This window comes from Bacillus sp. ISL-18 (assembly GCF_018613415.1).
Classification (GTDB): domain Bacteria; phylum Bacillota; class Bacilli; order Bacillales; family Cytobacillaceae; genus Neobacillus.
The window spans coordinates 83,045-99,676 of the sequence record NZ_JAGGQG010000010.1; the positions used below are offsets into that span (position 1 = coordinate 83,045).

17 protein-coding genes are annotated in these 16,632 nt (G+C 37.1%); 9 read left to right on the forward strand and 8 right to left on the reverse strand.

Features of this window, described 5'->3' with window-relative positions; genetic code table 11:
- Positions 1-38 precede the first annotated feature (38 nt).
- Positions 39-1,571 carry a nitrate/nitrite transporter gene (locus J7E81_RS13360; RefSeq protein WP_215042795.1) on the forward strand — a complete coding sequence of 511 codons (1,533 nt, stop codon included), beginning with the start codon at positions 39-41 and terminating at the stop codon, positions 1,569-1,571.
- A gap of 194 nt (positions 1,572-1,765) precedes the next feature.
- Entirely contained in the window at positions 1,766-3,067 is a 1,302-nt protein-coding gene (locus J7E81_RS13365; protein WP_215042797.1) for an MFS transporter, read from the forward strand.
- Positions 3,068-3,104: 37 nt separating this feature from the next.
- Here J7E81_RS13365 and J7E81_RS13370 read toward each other — a convergent pair whose 3' ends face one another.
- From J7E81_RS13370 to J7E81_RS13385, 3 genes are all read right to left on the reverse strand, one after another.
- Complete coding sequence (locus J7E81_RS13370) at positions 3,105-4,013, reverse strand: 3D domain-containing protein (RefSeq protein ID WP_215042799.1); 909 nt, start codon at positions 4,011-4,013, stop codon at positions 3,105-3,107.
- 204 nt (positions 4,014-4,217) lie between these two features.
- A complete protein-coding gene (fdhF, locus tag J7E81_RS13375; RefSeq protein WP_308162213.1) occupies positions 4,218-6,278 on the reverse strand; it encodes a formate dehydrogenase subunit alpha in 2,061 nt (686 codons plus the stop codon).
- A gap of 142 nt (positions 6,279-6,420) precedes the next feature.
- Positions 6,421-8,571: a PAS domain S-box protein gene (locus J7E81_RS13385; RefSeq protein ID WP_215042806.1), complete on the reverse strand. Its 2,151-nt coding sequence runs from the start codon at positions 8,569-8,571 to the stop codon at positions 6,421-6,423.
- A 278-nt stretch (positions 8,572-8,849) separates the two neighbouring features.
- Here J7E81_RS13385 and yhfH (J7E81_RS13390) point away from each other — a divergent pair, with 278 nt between their 5' ends.
- The 4 genes from yhfH (J7E81_RS13390) (at position 8,850) to J7E81_RS13405 (ending at position 9,818) form a co-directional block, all read left to right on the forward strand.
- A complete protein-coding gene (yhfH, locus tag J7E81_RS13390; RefSeq protein ID WP_215042808.1) occupies positions 8,850-8,984 on the forward strand; it encodes a protein YhfH in 135 nt (44 codons plus the stop codon).
- 115 nt (positions 8,985-9,099) lie between these two features.
- On the forward strand, positions 9,100-9,234 hold the full coding sequence (yhfH, locus tag J7E81_RS13395; RefSeq protein WP_160721061.1) for a protein YhfH: 135 nt from the start codon (positions 9,100-9,102) through the stop codon (positions 9,232-9,234).
- Positions 9,235-9,357: 123 nt separating this feature from the next.
- Positions 9,358-9,549, forward strand: coding sequence for a hypothetical protein (locus J7E81_RS13400; RefSeq protein ID WP_215044425.1), 192 nt, complete (start codon positions 9,358-9,360; stop codon positions 9,547-9,549).
- A gap of 17 nt (positions 9,550-9,566) precedes the next feature.
- Entirely contained in the window at positions 9,567-9,818 is a 252-nt protein-coding gene (locus J7E81_RS13405) for a transcriptional regulator SplA domain-containing protein (protein WP_215042810.1), read from the forward strand.
- 46 nt (positions 9,819-9,864) lie between these two features.
- Here the strand turns inward: J7E81_RS13405 and J7E81_RS30565 are convergent, their stop codons facing one another.
- Positions 9,865-10,050, reverse strand: a complete 186-nt coding sequence (locus tag J7E81_RS30565; protein ID WP_215044327.1) for a cold-inducible protein YdjO-related protein — start codon at positions 10,048-10,050, stop codon at positions 9,865-9,867.
- Between the two features lie 90 nt (positions 10,051-10,140).
- On the opposite strand from J7E81_RS30565, the gene J7E81_RS13415 reads away from it, so the two are divergent.
- On the forward strand, positions 10,141-10,278 hold the full coding sequence (locus J7E81_RS13415) for a hypothetical protein (protein ID WP_215042812.1): 138 nt from the start codon (positions 10,141-10,143) through the stop codon (positions 10,276-10,278).
- Positions 10,279-10,347: 69 nt separating this feature from the next.
- On the opposite strand, the gene J7E81_RS13420 is transcribed toward J7E81_RS13415, so the two are convergent.
- The 3 genes from J7E81_RS13420 to J7E81_RS13430 form a co-directional block, all read right to left on the reverse strand.
- The gene (locus tag J7E81_RS13420) at positions 10,348-12,267 is read right to left on the reverse strand and encodes an endonuclease MutS2 (protein WP_215042814.1); all 1,920 of its coding nucleotides are present in this window, start codon (positions 12,265-12,267) and stop codon (positions 10,348-10,350) included.
- A 368-nt stretch (positions 12,268-12,635) separates the two neighbouring features.
- Positions 12,636-13,337 (reverse strand): LrgB family protein, encoded by a 702-nt coding sequence (locus J7E81_RS13425; protein ID WP_308162214.1) that lies wholly within the window; start codon positions 13,335-13,337, stop codon positions 12,636-12,638.
- Positions 13,297-13,749 (reverse strand): CidA/LrgA family protein, encoded by a 453-nt coding sequence (locus tag J7E81_RS13430; protein WP_251028633.1) that lies wholly within the window; start codon positions 13,747-13,749, stop codon positions 13,297-13,299. Before J7E81_RS13430 ends, J7E81_RS13425 begins: the two co-directional genes overlap by 41 nt.
- A 100-nt stretch (positions 13,750-13,849) precedes the next feature.
- Between J7E81_RS13430 and J7E81_RS13435 the strand changes: the two genes are divergently transcribed.
- Together J7E81_RS13435 and J7E81_RS13440 are read left to right on the forward strand one after the other, a co-directional pair.
- A complete protein-coding gene (locus J7E81_RS13435) occupies positions 13,850-14,452 on the forward strand; it encodes an SCO family protein (RefSeq protein ID WP_215042816.1) in 603 nt (200 codons plus the stop codon).
- Between the two features lie 368 nt (positions 14,453-14,820).
- The gene (locus tag J7E81_RS13440) at positions 14,821-16,440 is read left to right on the forward strand and encodes an ABC-F family ATP-binding cassette domain-containing protein (protein ID WP_215042818.1); all 1,620 of its coding nucleotides are present in this window, start codon (positions 14,821-14,823) and stop codon (positions 16,438-16,440) included.
- A 37-nt stretch (positions 16,441-16,477) separates the two neighbouring features.
- On the opposite strand, the gene J7E81_RS13445 is transcribed toward J7E81_RS13440, so the two are convergent.
- Positions 16,478-16,618, reverse strand: a complete 141-nt coding sequence (locus J7E81_RS13445; protein WP_215042820.1) for a YuzL family protein — start codon at positions 16,616-16,618, stop codon at positions 16,478-16,480.
- Between the last annotated feature and the right edge of the window lie 14 nt (positions 16,619-16,632).

Here is a 16,632-nt window from a genome sequence, read left to right on the forward strand (position 1 = left end):
ACAAAATATATCCTGCAACGGTTATAAGGGGGATGAAAATGAAAAAAGGTACCGGACAATTATTTATTCAAACAGGCAGTTTGATTGCAGGGTTTATGGTTTGGGTAATTATTTCTTCGCTTATGCCATTTATAAAGGAAGATATTCATTTAACCTCAACAGAAATTGCATGGGCCACTGCTGTCCCTGTTATCCTTGGATCCCTGCTAAGGGTGCCAATTGGTTATTGGACAAACAAATATGGAGCCCGAATCTTATTTAGCTTATGCTTTATCGTTCTCCTTATTCCAATTGTCATTATCAGTTATTCTAGTAGTTTAGAGATGTTAATCATGGGCGGCTTACTACTTGGAATAGGGGGGGCTGTTTTTTCAGTTGGGGTTACATCATTACCAAAATATTATGATAAGACAAAACATGGGTTCATAAACGGAATTTATGGAGCTGGAAATATTGGAACGGCAATAACCTCCTTTTTGGCTCCTGTCCTAGCCAATCTGTATGGCTGGAGAAGTACTGTTAAATTTTATCTTATCTTAGTACTGCTATTTGCTATATTGCATTTCATATTTGGAGACAAGAAAGAACGAAAAATTACTCATTCCCTCTCTGATCAATTAAAAGAGGTATATAAAAATCCTAAACTCTGGGTATTGAGCTTATTTTATTTTGTTACATTTGGTTCATTTGTTGCTTTTACAATTTATTTGCCATCTTTTTTAGTTAACCAATTTGAATTAGATAAAGTAGATGCGGGAATAAGAACTGCTGGTTTTATTACGCTTGCTACGATGTTTAGGCCAGTTGGCGGCTGGCTTGGTGATAAAATTAACCCATTCTTAATTCTCATGGCCGTATTCTTCAGCTTAACTTTTGCTGGGTTTTTACTTGCCTTTTCACCATCACTACCGATTTACTCACTTGGATGTTTGTTAGTAGCCTTTTTTGCAGGGCTTGGTAACGGGGCAATCTTTAAATTAGTTCCCTTGTACTTTTCTAAGCAAGCAGGAATTGTCAATGGATTTGTTTCAGCCATGGGAGGTCTTGGCGGCTTTTTTCCACCGCTTATTTTAACACTTTTCTTTAATTGGACTGGACACTATGCAATTGGCTTTATGTCTCTTTCTGAATTTTCATTAGCAAGTCTTGTCATTGTCATTTGGCTATTCTACCAAGGTAAACTAGACCTATCTCGTCAAATTGTGAACCATGCGATTGATGGTATTTGTATCACCGATACGAATGGAATCATCCAGAATGTTAATCCTGCCTTCTCGAGAATTACTGGCTATGATTTTAGAGAGGTAATTGGAAAAACACCAAGCGTTCTTCAATCAGGCGAGCATGACAATCATTTTTATCAAAATATGTGGAAAAATTTACTTACAAATGGGTATTGGGAAGGATTCATCTGGAATAAGCGCAAAAACAATGAAATATTTAAAGAATGGCTTACCATCACTGCGATAAGAGATGATGCGGGAGAAATACAGAACTATGTAGGCATGTTTTATGAAGTGAAGGAACTGTCTGATGATAGCCAACTTTATACAAGAAATCCTCAGTTATGAGGGTTTCTTTTTTTTTTGCATTACTTCTAGTTTCTATTTATTACAACTTTTTGTCTAAAAACTTGTGTTCACATTTCCTTCACCATTTTTGTGACGTACGTCACAAAAAAGAGGTTTGTATGTAGTTTATAGTAATTACACAAGCAACACATACAGCAATTAAAAAATCAATTACTATTTAGGGGGAAAATCACATGGCCCGAATTAATTACTGGAATCCAGAAGATGAAAAGTTCTGGAAAGCCGAAGGAAAAAAACACGCTAACCGAAATTTATGGATCTCCGTACCATCTCTTATGCTTGCCTTTATTGTTTGGCAAATTTGGTCAGTTGTAGCCGTAAGACTGAACGACGTTGGCTTCCATTTTACAGAAGAACAATTATTATCACTTGCTGCAATCCCTGGACTTGTGGGTGCAACACTTCGTTTTGTTTATACTTTTGCAGCAGGATTTTTTGGTGGGAAAAACTGGACTGTTATCTCCACTGCCATTCTTGCCATCCCAGCTATAGGCATTGGATTTGCAGTACAAAATCCTGAAACACCGTATTCTGTCATGTTGCTACTAGCAGCACTTTGTGGTCTAGGTGGAGGAAACTTTTCATCTTCATCTGCCAATATTAGTTTCTTCTTTCCAAAGAAAGAAAAAGGTACCGCACTTGGAATTAACGGCGGCTTAGGTAATATGGGCGTATCAGTGGTCCAATTTGTTACTCCATTAATCATTACCTCAGGTACTTTTGCTTTCGTTGGCGGTAAGCAAGTTTTAGCCACTGGTCAAACAATGTGGTTACAGAACGCTGCTTTTATCTGGGTAATCCCAATTGCTATCATGGCTATTTTGGCTATTTTTAAAATGGATAATGTACCGGGTGCTAAACAATCATTTGCTGATCAATTTGTTATTGTAAAACGAAAGCACACTTGGATTATGACTGCTTTATATGTAGCTACTTTCGGTTCATTTATTGGTTACTCTGCGGCATTCCCGCTTCTTTTAAAATCACAATTCCCTGAGCATCTTTCACTTGCTTTCCTTGGTGCTTTAGTTGCAGCAGCAGCTAGACCTGTAGGCGGCTGGATGGCCGATAAGCTTGGTGGTGCAAAAGTGACTGCGTTTGTATTAGTCATAATGGGTATGGGTGCAGCAGGTGTCATTTATTTCTTAAGTGGAAAGCAATTTAATGGATTCTTGTTCTCATTCTTAATCCTTTTCCTTGCATCAGGGATTGGTTCTGGCTCAACATTCCAAATGATTCCAAATATTTTCATTCCTAAAGAAGCAGCACCTGTAATTGGGTTCTCAGCAGCGTTCGCAGCATATGGATCTTTCTTTATTCCTAAGCTTTTTGGCTGGTCTATTAATGCAACAGGAACTTACACTACTGCTTTCTACTTCTTTATTGGTTTCTATGTAATCTCATTTATTCTAAACTGGTTCTACTATCAGAGAAAAGCTACTGTTGCAAGTCCAGTAGTAAAACAAGCTAGTTAACACACAAAAAAACTGCCTAAAATTTAGGCAGTTTTTTTTAATCGATTATTTTTATTGTAATGTGTTTATTACCCCATTTTAGCGCTTCATGCTCTGTGGAAATAAATACATCGATTCTGTTTCCTTTAATAGCGCCGCCTGTATCTGCAGCAGTTGCCACTCCGTAACCTTCAACGTAAACTTTACTTCCAAGTGGTATAACTTTTGGATCCACGGCGATTACCTTCGCATCAGGGTTGGCTTTTAGATCTACACCCGTTGCAGTGGTTCCTGAACATCCTTCACATGAAGCTGTATAGGCTGTCGCCTTTACCGTAATTTCTTTACCATCAGTTTCTTCACTGCTTGCTGCTTTAGCTGGATGTGCACTCGGAGCCTGCTGAGTAGTTTGCGCAGCCGAAACTGTTTTAGCTGGTTCTACAACCTGAACTGTGGTTGCAGGCTGGGGAGCCGAAGCTGTTGCCGGAATCGTTGTCTTTTTAGGCTCAGTTGATGTTACAATTGAATTTGCAACCGGCTTTTCTAAATTACTTGTTACCGTATTTTCTTCTTTGCTACCTGGTGCCTCCGCATTTTTGACACTATCCGTAACTTCATCATATATAATGAGCTTTAAGCCTGGATGAATAAGGTCTGTATTCAGTTTATTCCAATCTTTAATTTGATTTACTTGTACTTGATAGGTTAAAGCAATATCCCCTAATGTATCATCTTGCTGAACTGTATATTGTTTTTCAGTTGCAATGGTTAATACATCTCCTGGATGAATCAGGTTAGTAGAAAGGTGATTCCAGTTTTGAATATCTTCTACAGATGTATTATGTACTTGTGATAGATCCCAAAGGGTATCCCCTTCTTTAACCGTGATTTCTTCCGCATGAACATTAGCGCCTACAGTCCCTGAGAGTGCAGCAACTGCTAGGAATGCTTTTATTTTTTTTATCATTTCTATATTCCTCCCATGTTCTTTCGCTTGCTAACTGTTCTCATCATAACATGTTTTTTTCCGAGAAAAAGAACAGGGGGATGTTAATTGGTTTACAAGAATGGCAATTATATTACAATAGTATTTCTACGTAACTGTATATTTTGACAATAGTATAGTAAAAAAAACAGTGCAGCATACCGACTGCACTGTTTTTCGCTGATCCTAAGACAACTTCGTTATAGCAACAGCACAAGCTTTGTATTCTGCAGTGCCTGAAATTGGATCATATTCATTTAAGGTTAAAACATTTGTTGGTGTTTCGCTCCAATGGAAGCTCATAAATACAAGGCCGGGAACAACTTGTTCAGTAATTTTTGTCTTAACAAGAAGATCCCCTCGGCGGGAACGAACCTGTACCACCTCACCATCCGCAATCCCAAGGGAGCAGGCATCATCTGGATGGATATCAACAGTTTCTTCTGTTTGTTTTACTTTAACACCTGGTGCATAGTAACGGGTCTGTGAATGGGTATTATAGGACTCATAGCGCCTGCCTGTTGTCAACGTAAACGGATATTCCTCGTCGGGCAATTCTAACGGTTCTGTATAATCAACAGGAACAAATGGTGACTTTTTAACATCTGAAGCTTGTTTATGGAACCGTTCATGCAGGATAAAGGTACCTGGATGATTCTCATTTGGACATGGATAATGGATACTATATTTTTCATCCAAACGTTTATATGAAATCCCTCCATACAGCTCCCAGGCAAGTTTTCTAACCTCATTCCAAATTTCCTCGCTATTTTGATAATGCATTGGGTAACCCATTAAAGTAGCAAGGTCACAAAGAATTTCCCAATCTTCCTTCGTATTAGGGTGTGGTTCTACGGCTTTACGAACACGCTGGATTCGACGATCTGTATTGGTATATGTTCCATCCACTTCTCCCCAAGAACGAGCCGGTAAAACAACGTCGGCCATTTTGGCTGTTTCAGTTAAGAAAATATCTTGGACAACTAATAAATCAAGTTTTTCAAATAACGTTTTAGTATGATTCATATGAACATCCGCTAAAAGAGGATTTTCACCAATTACATAAAGAGCCTTTAACTCTCCCATCTCTATACGGTCAAAGGTACGTGTTTGCGTGTCTCCTGCGTGTGGATTTAGTTCCACCCCCCACTCTTTCTCATATCGGGCACGGAACTCATCATTGGCTAAACTCATTGCTCCGGCAAGCTGATTAGGCAGACAGCCCATATCACCTGCCCCTTGGACATTATTTTGACCTCTCAACGGCATAATCCCGGTTCCTGGTTTTCCAATGTTTCCTGTTAATAATGCTAAATTCGCAATATCAAAAACGTTATTTACACCACAATGATGCTCTGTAATCCCTAATGTATAGGCAATCATTGAACCACTTGAAGTTGCATATTCTCTAGCGGTCGTTACAATATCCTCGGCGGAAAGGCCGGTAATCATGGCCGCATATTCAGGTGTATAAGGTTCAACCTGATTTTCTAGACGGTCAAAATCTATTGTAAAATTCTTAATAAACTCGGGATTGTAAAGACCTTCTTTTAAAATAACCCGTATGAAAGCATTGATAAGAGCTATATCGGTTCCTACATTAATCTGTAAATGCCGGTGAGCTACTTTAACCATATCAATTTTCCGAGGATCGATGACAATGATTTTTAATCCTGCCTTAACAGCCTTTTTCATGCGGTTAGCAATGATAGGATGGGCGTCCGATGTATTAGATCCCATCAGTAATAATACTTCTGCCTTATCAAAATCCTCTAAGGTATTAGTTGGGGAACCGCTTCCAAAAATAGTTGCCAGACCGGCAACACTCGGTGCGTGTCAAGTTCGGTTACAGCCATCAATGTTATTGCTTTGAATAACCGTCCGCATAAATTTTTGCGTTACATAATTTGATTCATTTGTACTTCTTGCACAAGCAAACATACTGATGGCATTAGACCCCCATGTAGTTTTAATTTCGGATAATTTATTGGCAATGTATTGATAAGCCTCTTCCCAGGTTGCTTTCATTAATTGTCCCGATACCCGAATTAACGGTGAAGTCAATCGACTTTTGGCATGTACATATTCATAAGCAAATGCCCCTTTTACGCAAGTCTGCCCCTTACTAACCGGAGCTTCTTTATCTCCACGGATTTTCACTATTTTATTATCCGCCACTTCTAAGACAAGTCCGCAGCCAGTTCCGCAGTACCCGCAAATGGTCTTAACCAATTTTGTATCTTCCACTTAATCCCCTCCCTAAAGAATCATATAACCCTATATATTCATCATAGTCGATTTCTATCAATAGTAGCTTCTAAATTGTTAATTATTATTGAAGGAAATTTAAGGAAAATTGCACAAAAAAAAAACGAGAGTTCCCTCTCGTTTAAGCAATTTTGGCCGGTAATAAAATATTAAAGGTTGTTCCTTTATTAGGTTCGCTTTCCACAAACACCTTTCCATTATGACTTTCAATGATTTTAAAACTTACCATTAATCCTAGACCGTTTCCATTTTTCTTCGTCGTAAAAAACGGTTCGCCTAATTTCTTTAATTTTTCTTTCGAGATTCCAACTCCTGAATCCTGAATCGAGATTTGCACATTGTTATCATGAATGACTGTTTTAACTTGCAAATCTCCACCATTTGGCATGGCCTCGATTCCGTTTTTTATAAAGTTTAGAAATACCTGTTTTAACCGGTTTTCGTCACATTCTATTTGGATAATCTCTTGATTGCAGTCAAATGACAAGCGGACATTTTTCTTTCTAGCTTCAAATTCGAGCAAAGAAACAACATTTCGAATAACAGGGACAACATTCTTCTCCTCTAATTCAACCGCTTTTGGTTTCGCTAATACCATAAAGTCTTCGACAATGGTATTTACTCTTTCAATCTCATCTAAAATAATATTTAAAAATTCCATCCGTTCTGGATCTTTTTCGTCTAACTGCAAAAATTCTGCATAACCTTTCATCGACGTTAGTGGATTACGGATTTCATGCGCAACCCCCGCAGCTAGTTGGCCAACAGCGGCAAGCTTATCCTGACGATGAAGAACCTCTTCCGTCTTCTTTCGTTCGGTTATGTCGTTACGGATGGCTAGATACTGATAAGGTTTCCCCTGTTCATTTAAAAAAGGAACAATCGTCGTGTCCACCCAATAATAAGAACCATTCTTTGCTTTATTTCTTAATTCGCCCTTCCATACTTGACCAGCCCCAATTGTTTTCCATAAGTTCTTGAAAAACTCTTTTGTGTGATAGCCAGAATTTAGAATTCGATGGTCCTCCCCTAGTATCTCTTCCCGGCTATATTTAGAGATTTCACAGAATTTATCATTTACACTGATGATTTTTCCTTTAGCATCTGTGAAAGCCACAATGGAAGATTGGTCTAAGGCAAATTTGATATCCTCATTTTCTTTCATCATTTCTTTAAGATGCTCTTCTGCCTTTTTTCGCATAGAAATATCAGAACGAATCGCAATATATTGAACAGGTTTACCTTTTTTATCTAGAAATGGAACGATGGTTGTTCCAACCCAGTAAAAGGAACCATCTTTCGCTTTGTTCCGAATTTCCCCCCGCCAAATCTTCCCCGACTGAATAGTTTGCCATAAATCTCGAAAAAATTCTTTTGAATGATAGCCTGAATTAAGGATTCGATGGTTTTTGCCAATAATTTCTTCCTTTTTATATTTAGAAATTTCTTCGAATTTATCATTTACATATGTGATAACCCCTTTTGGGTCGGTAATCGCAACAATCGTCGAGGCGTCTAAGGCATCTTTGATATCCTTTAAGTTTGTATCAGTTGTAACCAATTGCTTGCTTATCAACATACTAGAGATGATCAAACCGCCAATAATTAACACGGAAACAAACAAAACCAAATAAATAAAGAAGGGGCTGTCTGTTTGACTATCTGATACAATCCCACTTGTTGTAACGGCAGCTCTCTTTAATAAAAAGTGCCCTTCAGCAATGGCTATGGTAATGATTAACGCACTTACAGGCTTCAACCACACTTGATTCCCGTGGGAATAGCTCGAAGAAAAAAGAATCCATAACGAAAATAAAAAGGAACAAAAAATTAATAATCCAGAAAAAATCATTAGCCCAATATTGTAGTCGATATTTACATTCATGGCATATAAACCAATAACTTGAATGGCCATTACAGCTAGGGTTAAAAATAAACTGCCAATTAACAAGTGGTATATATTAATGGTTTTACCAAAAAACCAAAGAAAAGCAATCCCAGTAAATGCTATTCCAATAAAAATAGAAAGAATAGTTAGCGGAATATGATAGCTGGCAAAGCGGTTTGTGTCTGCCGAAATTAATGCCATAAAGTTCATTACCCATATTCCAATCCCCATGGATAATGTACCGCCAAGAAATAATAATCGTTTATTATGATTTGAAGACCTTATTAAGGTAAACATATCTAGAGCTGTATATGATGCCATAATCGTTAACCCAATGGCGATAATTATAAAATATGGATGAAATATCCCCAACATTTCCCCCATTAACTTGGATCCCCCCAATGTCTACAAGGTATTTATACTATGAAATTGTAATGTAAATTATATTGTAATGGAAGTAAGACTTTGAAATATACGTTAACCCTTATTCATTATAGTGAAACTAATACAATGCATAAATAGCTTTTTGGAATAAAAATCTTATTTTTTTCAAAGTTAAACTTTTTTAAAAAAAAAGTCTACACAAAACGAAGTTTTTTGTTTATACTGTACTATAACAAGTGAAAATAAAATAAACTGTATTAATAAAGGAGATGGTATCAATGTTAATAAGTCCAGTTGAATTTTTTCGCAGCTTACCAAAAAAGGAATGCCCAGAATGTGGTCAACACATAGAAGAACAAGCTGAAAGCTACTTAATGGAATGTGATCGTTGTTTAGCCAAAAGAGAAGAATAGTCCTATTAATCACTACAACACGGTATAAAAGTTAACAAAAGATAATTTTTTTACTTTTTCTGTACTACAACAAAAGCAATGACAGTAAACTGTATTATCAAAGGGGGAATTATAAATGTTAATAAGTCCAGTTGAATTTTTCCGAAGCCTGCCAAAGAAGGAATGCCCAGAGTGTGGTCAACACATGGAGGAACAAGCTGAAAGCTACTTAATGGAATGCGATCACTGTTTATCAAAAAAAGAAGAATAAAACAAGAGAACTCTCCTCGCCTAATGGAGAGTTTTTTTATTGAAATTTATACCTTAAAGGAAAGAATAAGGAAGGCATAAACTGATTTTTTAAGTGAAACCTTACTATAAGGAGATGATTCTTATGGCAAAGGCAAAGAAGAAGGATTACTTGACAACTGCGGATGAACGGCCTCAAATGACCCTCGAAAACGGCTCGGTATTCCCCAATAAGAAAAATATACCGGGGGATTCAGTCAACGGGCATAAGGAACTGGAAGAAGCTAATATGATCATTACCGGGGACGAGATTCGCCAACAAAACGAAAATTTGTAAAGGAAGGTTAATTCTTTATGAGTATTATTGATTTAGACAATGCCCAGCCTGGTGACGAAGTTTATGTTATTTATCGGAACCCGCATGTCCCCTCTGTTGCAAATGTACAAGCAGCAGAGATCGTTCAACATCCTAAAGATCCAAATGCTCTAGCACTTTTTTTAAATGAAACCTTTCATGTTATTGAAGATGACGATGCCTTGTTTACTTCTTCAGAATCGGCACAAAGAGCATATGATGAACATTTCTTTGATTTTGGTGAAGAATAAAAGACTGTCGCTAACGTGACAGTCTTTTAATTAATAAAATCATTATTTAGATTTTTGGGAGCTCCCTAATTTCCTGTAACATTTGGGTGCCACACATTGGACATAGCAAGTCATCCGCAACAAAATCCTTTCTCATCCAGCCGATGCATGCATCATCTGAACAAGAGTAAACTTCGGTGTCAACAAGGATTGTTTCAATCTCTTCTTCCTTAGCCCTTTTACCGTAAAAAATGGGAACCGCCTCCTTTTTTTACTAGTATGTACAAAAAATTGGTTTTTCATTTCCTTAAAAAATACTTCTCACTTAGGAGTGTCAGTTGCTATGTCTTCTAAACAGAAACGTTATACGAATGTTGGGACAGATATTGAGGAAGTAAAACGGTTAAATAGTCAATCCGGCTTAAGTTATAATGAAGTTAAACTACTTCTCGCCCAACAATATTTAAAACAAAAAAAGTAGGTTGTATTACAGAAAAACAGGATGTCTCTAATGGCTGTTTAGCCGATATGGAAGACATCCTGCTATCTTTTATTCAAAATAATCAATGGTTATATTTTCTTGATGGCTTTTGGATAGGAGCTTACTTTTTTTCCGGCTTTCTTTTGATTGAAATATAATATCATAATCATAATCCTCAGGATATAGCTCAGAAGCTGCAATATACAAAGTTAACCGCTTATGGCTTACAGATATTTTTTCTCCTTTTACTTGAACTTGGTAATTCCCGTGCTGGTCAGGTCCCTTATACACGATTCCAAACTCATCTGAGGGTGAAATCTTCACATTATCACCTTGTTGATAAAGTGGGATATTCGTTTTTGCTATAGTTTGTTTTTGCTTATATTTATTTGTCATCACCTGTTTTTCTAATTCTTTTAACTTCCAACGATCTATTTCTTGGCTTCGGTATTCTTTTTCTTCCTTATAAGTAAGATAATGAGCTCGTTCAACAATAGCTGGGTGCATCCCGAGTCTTAGGGCAATCGCAAATGCCTGGCTTTCCCCTCCTCTGCCAATGATTAAACGGTAAGTTGGAGAAAACGTTGTTAAATCAAACTCCATCGATCCATTTAAAAAACCGGGATGTTCTTCTGCAAACTCCTTAATTTCACTATAATGAGTTGTTGCAAATAGAGTTGCTCCTTTTTGAAAAAGAGTTTCTAATATGGCAGTAGCAAGCCCCATTCCTTCTCCGGGATCAGTTCCAGAGCCAAGTTCATCTAATAAGGCTAATGTTCGATCATTTGTTTCTTTTAAGATTTCGATTATATTGACAATTCTTGAACTAAAGGTACTCAGATTTTCGGAGATACTTTGCCCGTCACCGATGTCTACCAAAATCCGGTCAAAAATTCTAAGATTACTTTCCTCCTTCGCTGGAATATGCAGACCGCATTGCACCATTAAAGTTAACAAGCCTACCGTCTTTATCGTAACTGTTTTTCCACCAGTATTTGGACCAGTGATAACAAGTGCCTTCTCTTCCCTTCTCATGGTGAAGGTTAATGGAACAGCTTTATCTCCGAGGAGAGGGTGCCTCGCTTGTATTAAGTTCAATTCCTCAAATTGGTTAATTTTCACCTTTGATCCCTTAATCATTCGGCAATATTTTGCTTTTGCAAATAAGAAATCATACTGAATCATGGTTTCAGCAGCAAGACGGATTTGCGGCTCTTTTTGCTCGACCATTCCTGTTAGATAGGTTAACACCTTTTGAACCTCAATTTCTTCATCTGTAAGGAGCCAGGTTAATTGATCCTGAAAGATGGCAATTTCCTCAGGCTCAATAAAAAGTGTGGACCCTGACGCAGACGTATCAAGGACAGCCCCTTTTATTTTGTTCCGATATTCTTTTTTTATGGGAATCACATAACGTCCATTTCGCTGACTAATGACATTTTCCTGCAAATACGGTTTGAATTTAGTAGATCGCAGCATTTGCATCGTCTTTTCCTTCAAGCGTTCCTCTTGTATAGTAAGTTGTTTTCTTACTTTTAATAATTCCTTGCTTGCGTAATCATCTACCCTGCCCCCTCGGACACAACGAATAATTTCTGCTTCGAGTTCTGGCAATTCATCAATTACTTCTACATAGGCTGATACCCTCGGTGCATAAAAAGTCTTACTCCTCATGTACCTTCGCATCTTTCCACAGCAATCCAAAAAATCATACAGCTTTGTTAACTGTTCAACTTTAAGTACTGCCCCTTTATTCATGTTCGCAAGGATGGTGCTGATACCATCAAGACCATGAATGGGTACACTTGCACTTATTTTTAAAATCTCGACTGCTTCTGATACTTCTTCAAGCCATGCCTCTATTTGCTTTACATTTGTTGATGGGACAAGATTCTGTACCTTATCTCTACCTTCTATCGTTAAAGCAAAGGCAGCGATAGCATCCTTAATATGATTGAATTCAAGCATATTCAACGTATGTTGATTCATTTTAAAAGCCCCCTATAATAAAAATAGCCGCAATGAACAATGTCATTGCGGCTCTAGCGTAATGAATGGAAAACCACCCATTTTTCCATACTAAATTAATCCAAAATAAAAACTGTCTACACGAGTGTACACAGCTACATTGGAAAAAGTGTATGCCTATGCTTGCCCATTGTTCTTAACATCATCCCATAACTAAATAAACCATTCATTTTATCAAAAAAACGAACGTATAGTTTTGAAATGAAAATATCCAATTGGTTGGATTAGTTAAGAACGACACCTAACATAAAACATACTCCCTTATTTGAGTAATTTATTCTTCTAAAGAATACAAAAATTAGAAACATTTGTCAACTGACATTCACCTATTAGATAATGAATTTTATAATATACGGTACAATAAATGAGGTAAAGATGGCGGCAATTCCCATCGCTGCACCAGAAACTGCACCTTGCAGTTCCCCTTCCTTTACCGCCTCAGCTGTTCCAATTCCGTGAGCTATCGTACCAATTGCCAGACCTCGGGCAAAGGGATGGTCGATCTTAAACCAGTTCAATAGTTTGGACCCAAACATCGCCCCTATCATCCCCGTAATAATGACATAGGCAGCAATAAGCGAAATATTCCCATGAATAATTCCCCCTATTTCTGCTGCAACCGGGACAGTAACAGACTTTACCACGAAACCTAGGAGATAAATTTTTGAAAGGTGAAGCCCTTTTGCCATAAAAATTGCTGTTCCAATCGTTGAGACACTTCCGATAAATAACCCCGATACGGCAGCCCTTATGTACTTTTTGAATACATCACGATTTTTGTAGATTGGAACTGCCAGAGAAACTGTAGCAGGACCAAGCAAGTAGGTCATAATGTTTTTTGCCTGCCCATACTCTTGATACGATATCCTAGAAGCTAACAATATAAAGATTATGATGACGGTACTTAAAAAAACTGGACTAGTAATTAGAGATGGGTATTTTCGGGTTAAAAAGCGCGCACACCAATAGACTGAAACAGTGACTAGAATACTATAAAGCGTGATCATGGTACTTTTCTTGTTCCTTTTCATTTTTCGAGATAACCATTTGCGTAGTCTTTCCTGCTGCAATGATTCCAATAAAAGCACTGATAAAAAGGATACCTAGCAGCATCCAGCCCTTTGCTTTGACGATATCGCCTAAGGTCATTAACCCAACAGAAATAGGAATAAAAAAGAAACCAAGATGCTTAAGCAGCCACCCTGCCGCCAATTCGATTTGTTCTACTTTAATAACACCGAACGAAAATAACACTAATAATATAACAATCCCAATCACATTTCCGGGAATTTGCAAATGAAAAAAACTCGCTGCCAGATTCCCAATTTGATAGATTACGATTAGGATGAGCAGTTGGATCGTAAACTTACCACCCTTTTTCATATAAACACCCATCTTCCCACTGTAATAAAAATCTGATTTTTCAAACGTTTTAATTTTCATTATAAAGGAATAACCTCTATACTGCATCCACTTTTTTTCACAAAATATCCATATCTTCTTTCAACAAACTTATTTATCTTTATGTTAGGAGGGGATCGTTTTGAAAAGGATTTATATAATTTGCAGTCTAGCTGTATTCTTGGGGATTGCAGGAGGAATCTCGTTTTTCCTTATCCGTGATGCCAATGCTGCCATTCCAACAAGTGCTACTTTCATTACACAGAGTGGTGATACATTTACTTTTGGTAAGGATAAGACTGAGTTAAAACTAATTGAGTTTATTTATACTCACTGTCCTGATGTATGTCCAACTACTACACAAAAAATGGTGGAATTAAAGAAAGATCTTTTGAAAAAAGGTATTTATGGGAAGGAAATAGAATTTGTCACCATAACCATTGATCCTTACCGAGATACAACTAAAATTTTAAAAGAATATAAGCAGGGGTTCGGTATAGGGAATGATACTAGTTGGATGTTTTTAACCGGGGCAAAACAACAAACGAAAGATAATCAAAAACAACTTCGTAAAGTTACCGATGCCTTGCAGTTCCAATTCAAAGATCCTGGCAACGGCCAGTTCATCCATTCCACATTTACGTATCTTGTAGATGATGACAATAAATTTATTGACAAGTTCCCAATGGGAAAAGAGTTTAATAAGCAAGATGTTTACGCCAAAATACTAGATAAAATAGAGTAATAAAAAAAGCGGTTAGTCCCTCAGGATTAATCGCTTTTTACTGATAAAATTTCATTCAAAGGATGAAGGATATTATTTAATCTGCTGCAATGTTAATAGATAAGTTGATTTCGGTTTAGTTAGACTCGCTTTAATACCAGCTTTTTTTAATTTGTTAACGAGTTCAGTAAGCTGTTTTTTTGCCATACTATTCACCCTCTTTAAAACTTCTTAATCCAATTCTACAACATAATTATGAATAAAGTGTGAAAATGGATAAATTTTTTTAGAAAATTTTTCTTATAATCCACATAACTCTAAAAGAATTCGCTCTTCATTCAGATTAATGGTATAATAAGTAGATATTTTTGTTCTGGAGGATTACTACTATGATTACTGTAAGTAACGTAAGTTTAAGATATGGTGACCGTAAGTTATTTGAAGATGTAAACATTAAATTTACACCAGGAAATTGCTACGGATTAATCGGGGCAAATGGTGCCGGAAAATCAACATTTTTAAAGATATTATCTGGTGAAATTGAAGCACAAACAGGAACTGTTCAATTAGGGCCGAATGAGCGGATGGCTGTTTTAAAGCAGAACCATTTTGAATATGAAGATTTTGAAGTACTAAAAACTGTCATTATGGGTCACGCAAGACTCTATGAGGTTATGCAAGAAAAAGATGCTATTTATATGAAGGAAAATTTTACTGATGAGGATGGTATGAAAGCTGCCGAACTAGAAGGTGAATTTGCAGAACTAAACGGATGGGAAGCAGAGCCTGAAGCAGCGATTTTATTAAAAGGCCTAGGTATTGGGGAGGATCTCCATTATAAGAAAATGGCTGAATTAACTGGTTCGGAAAAAGTCAAAGTATTGCTTGCCCAGGCTTTGTTTGGCAGACCAGATGTATTACTTTTGGACGAGCCGACTAACCACTTGGATATCAAGGCCATTCAATGGCTTGAGGATTTTTTAATTAACTTTGAAAATACCGTCATTGTCGTATCCCATGACCGTCACTTTTTAAATAAAGTTTGTACGCATATCGCCGATTTGGATTTCAGTAAAATTCAAATATATGTTGGGAACTATGATTTCTGGTATGAATCAAGTCAATTAGCTTCCAGAATGGCTTCAGATGCGAACAAGAAGAAAGAAGAAAAAATTAAAGAACTTCAGAGCTTTATCGCTAGGTTCAGTGCCAACGCCTCTAAGTCAAAACAAGCAACCTCTCGTAAGAAGTTATTAGATAAGATTACCCTGGATGATATCAGGCCATCTTCACGCCGTTATCCTTTTGTAGGATTTACACCTGAGCGTGAAATTGGCAATGATTTGTTACGTGTAGAAGGTTTAACCAAGACGATTGATGGAGTTAAGGTTCTAGATAACGTAAGCTTCTTCATGAACAAAGGAGATAAAATTGCCCTTGTTGGTACAAATGAGGTTGCAAAAACGACACTCTTTAACATTTTAATGGGTGAAATGGAAGCTGACAGCGGCACATATAAGTGGGGAATTACCACTTCTCAAGCTTACTTTCCGAAAGATAATACCGAGTACTTTGAAAATAGCGATTTAAACCTTGTTGATTGGCTGCGTCAGTTCTCACCAAAAGATGATAGTGAAAGCTTTTTAAGAGGTTTCTTAGGAAGAATGCTATTCTCCGGTGAAGAAGTGTTGAAAAAGGCCAGTGTCTTGTCTGGTGGAGAAAAGGTTCGCTGCATGCTTTCAAAAATGATGCTAAATGGAGCCAATGTTCTCTTATTAGATGAACCAACTAACCATTTAGACTTAGAATCCATCACCGCATTAAATAATGGATTAATTAATTTTAAGGGTTCAATGCTTTTCTCCTCACATGACCATCAGTTTATCCAAACGATTGCCAATCGTATCTTTGAATTTACACCAAAAGGCCTTGTGGATAAACAAATGACCTATGATGAATATTTAGAAAATGAAGAAATTCAAAAACAAGTTGCCGAAATGTATCAATAAACAGAATGGAGGATGTCAATAATGACATCCTCTTTTTTTAATATCTTTTTTGTTTTTTTCTTGATGATGATACTTCAATCGAACCCGTTTCTGTTGTAGTCGTTCCTTGACCTTCTACTTGTGAAGAATTAAGGCCAATTGTGGACGGATCAGCTTTTCGTTTTCTGCCTCTGCTCATTACATACACCTCCC

Bases quoted from the DNA above. Each gene is read 5' to 3' on its own strand.
- J7E81_RS13420 (WP_215042814.1), bottom strand. From the start codon at position 12,267: ATGAATCAACATACGTTGAATATGCTTGAATTCAATCATATTAAGGAT.
- J7E81_RS13400 (WP_215044425.1), top strand. From the start codon at position 9,358: ATGGCAAAGGCAAAGAAGAAGGATTACTTGACAACTGCGGATGAACGG.
- J7E81_RS13430 (WP_251028633.1), bottom strand. From the start codon at position 13,749: ATGAAAATTAAAACGTTTGAAAAATCAGATTTTTATTACAGTGGGAAG.
- J7E81_RS13415 (WP_215042812.1), top strand. From the start codon at position 10,141: ATGTCTTCTAAACAGAAACGTTATACGAATGTTGGGACAGATATTGAG.
- J7E81_RS13405 (WP_215042810.1), top strand. From the start codon at position 9,567: ATGAGTATTATTGATTTAGACAATGCCCAGCCTGGTGACGAAGTTTAT.
- yhfH (WP_160721061.1), top strand. From the start codon at position 9,100: ATGTTAATAAGTCCAGTTGAATTTTTCCGAAGCCTGCCAAAGAAGGAA.
- J7E81_RS13365 (WP_215042797.1), top strand. From the start codon at position 1,766: ATGGCCCGAATTAATTACTGGAATCCAGAAGATGAAAAGTTCTGGAAA.
- yhfH (WP_215042808.1), top strand. From the start codon at position 8,850: ATGTTAATAAGTCCAGTTGAATTTTTTCGCAGCTTACCAAAAAAGGAA.
- J7E81_RS13370 (WP_215042799.1), bottom strand. From the start codon at position 4,013: ATGATAAAAAAAATAAAAGCATTCCTAGCAGTTGCTGCACTCTCAGGG.
- J7E81_RS13360 (WP_215042795.1), top strand. From the start codon at position 39: ATGAAAAAAGGTACCGGACAATTATTTATTCAAACAGGCAGTTTGATT.
- J7E81_RS13385 (WP_215042806.1), bottom strand. From the start codon at position 8,571: ATGGGGGAAATGTTGGGGATATTTCATCCATATTTTATAATTATCGCC.
- J7E81_RS13445 (WP_215042820.1), bottom strand. From the start codon at position 16,618: ATGAGCAGAGGCAGAAAACGAAAAGCTGATCCGTCCACAATTGGCCTT.
- J7E81_RS13425 (WP_308162214.1), bottom strand. From the start codon at position 13,337: ATGAAAAGGAACAAGAAAAGTACCATGATCACGCTTTATAGTATTCTA.
- J7E81_RS13440 (WP_215042818.1), top strand. From the start codon at position 14,821: ATGATTACTGTAAGTAACGTAAGTTTAAGATATGGTGACCGTAAGTTA.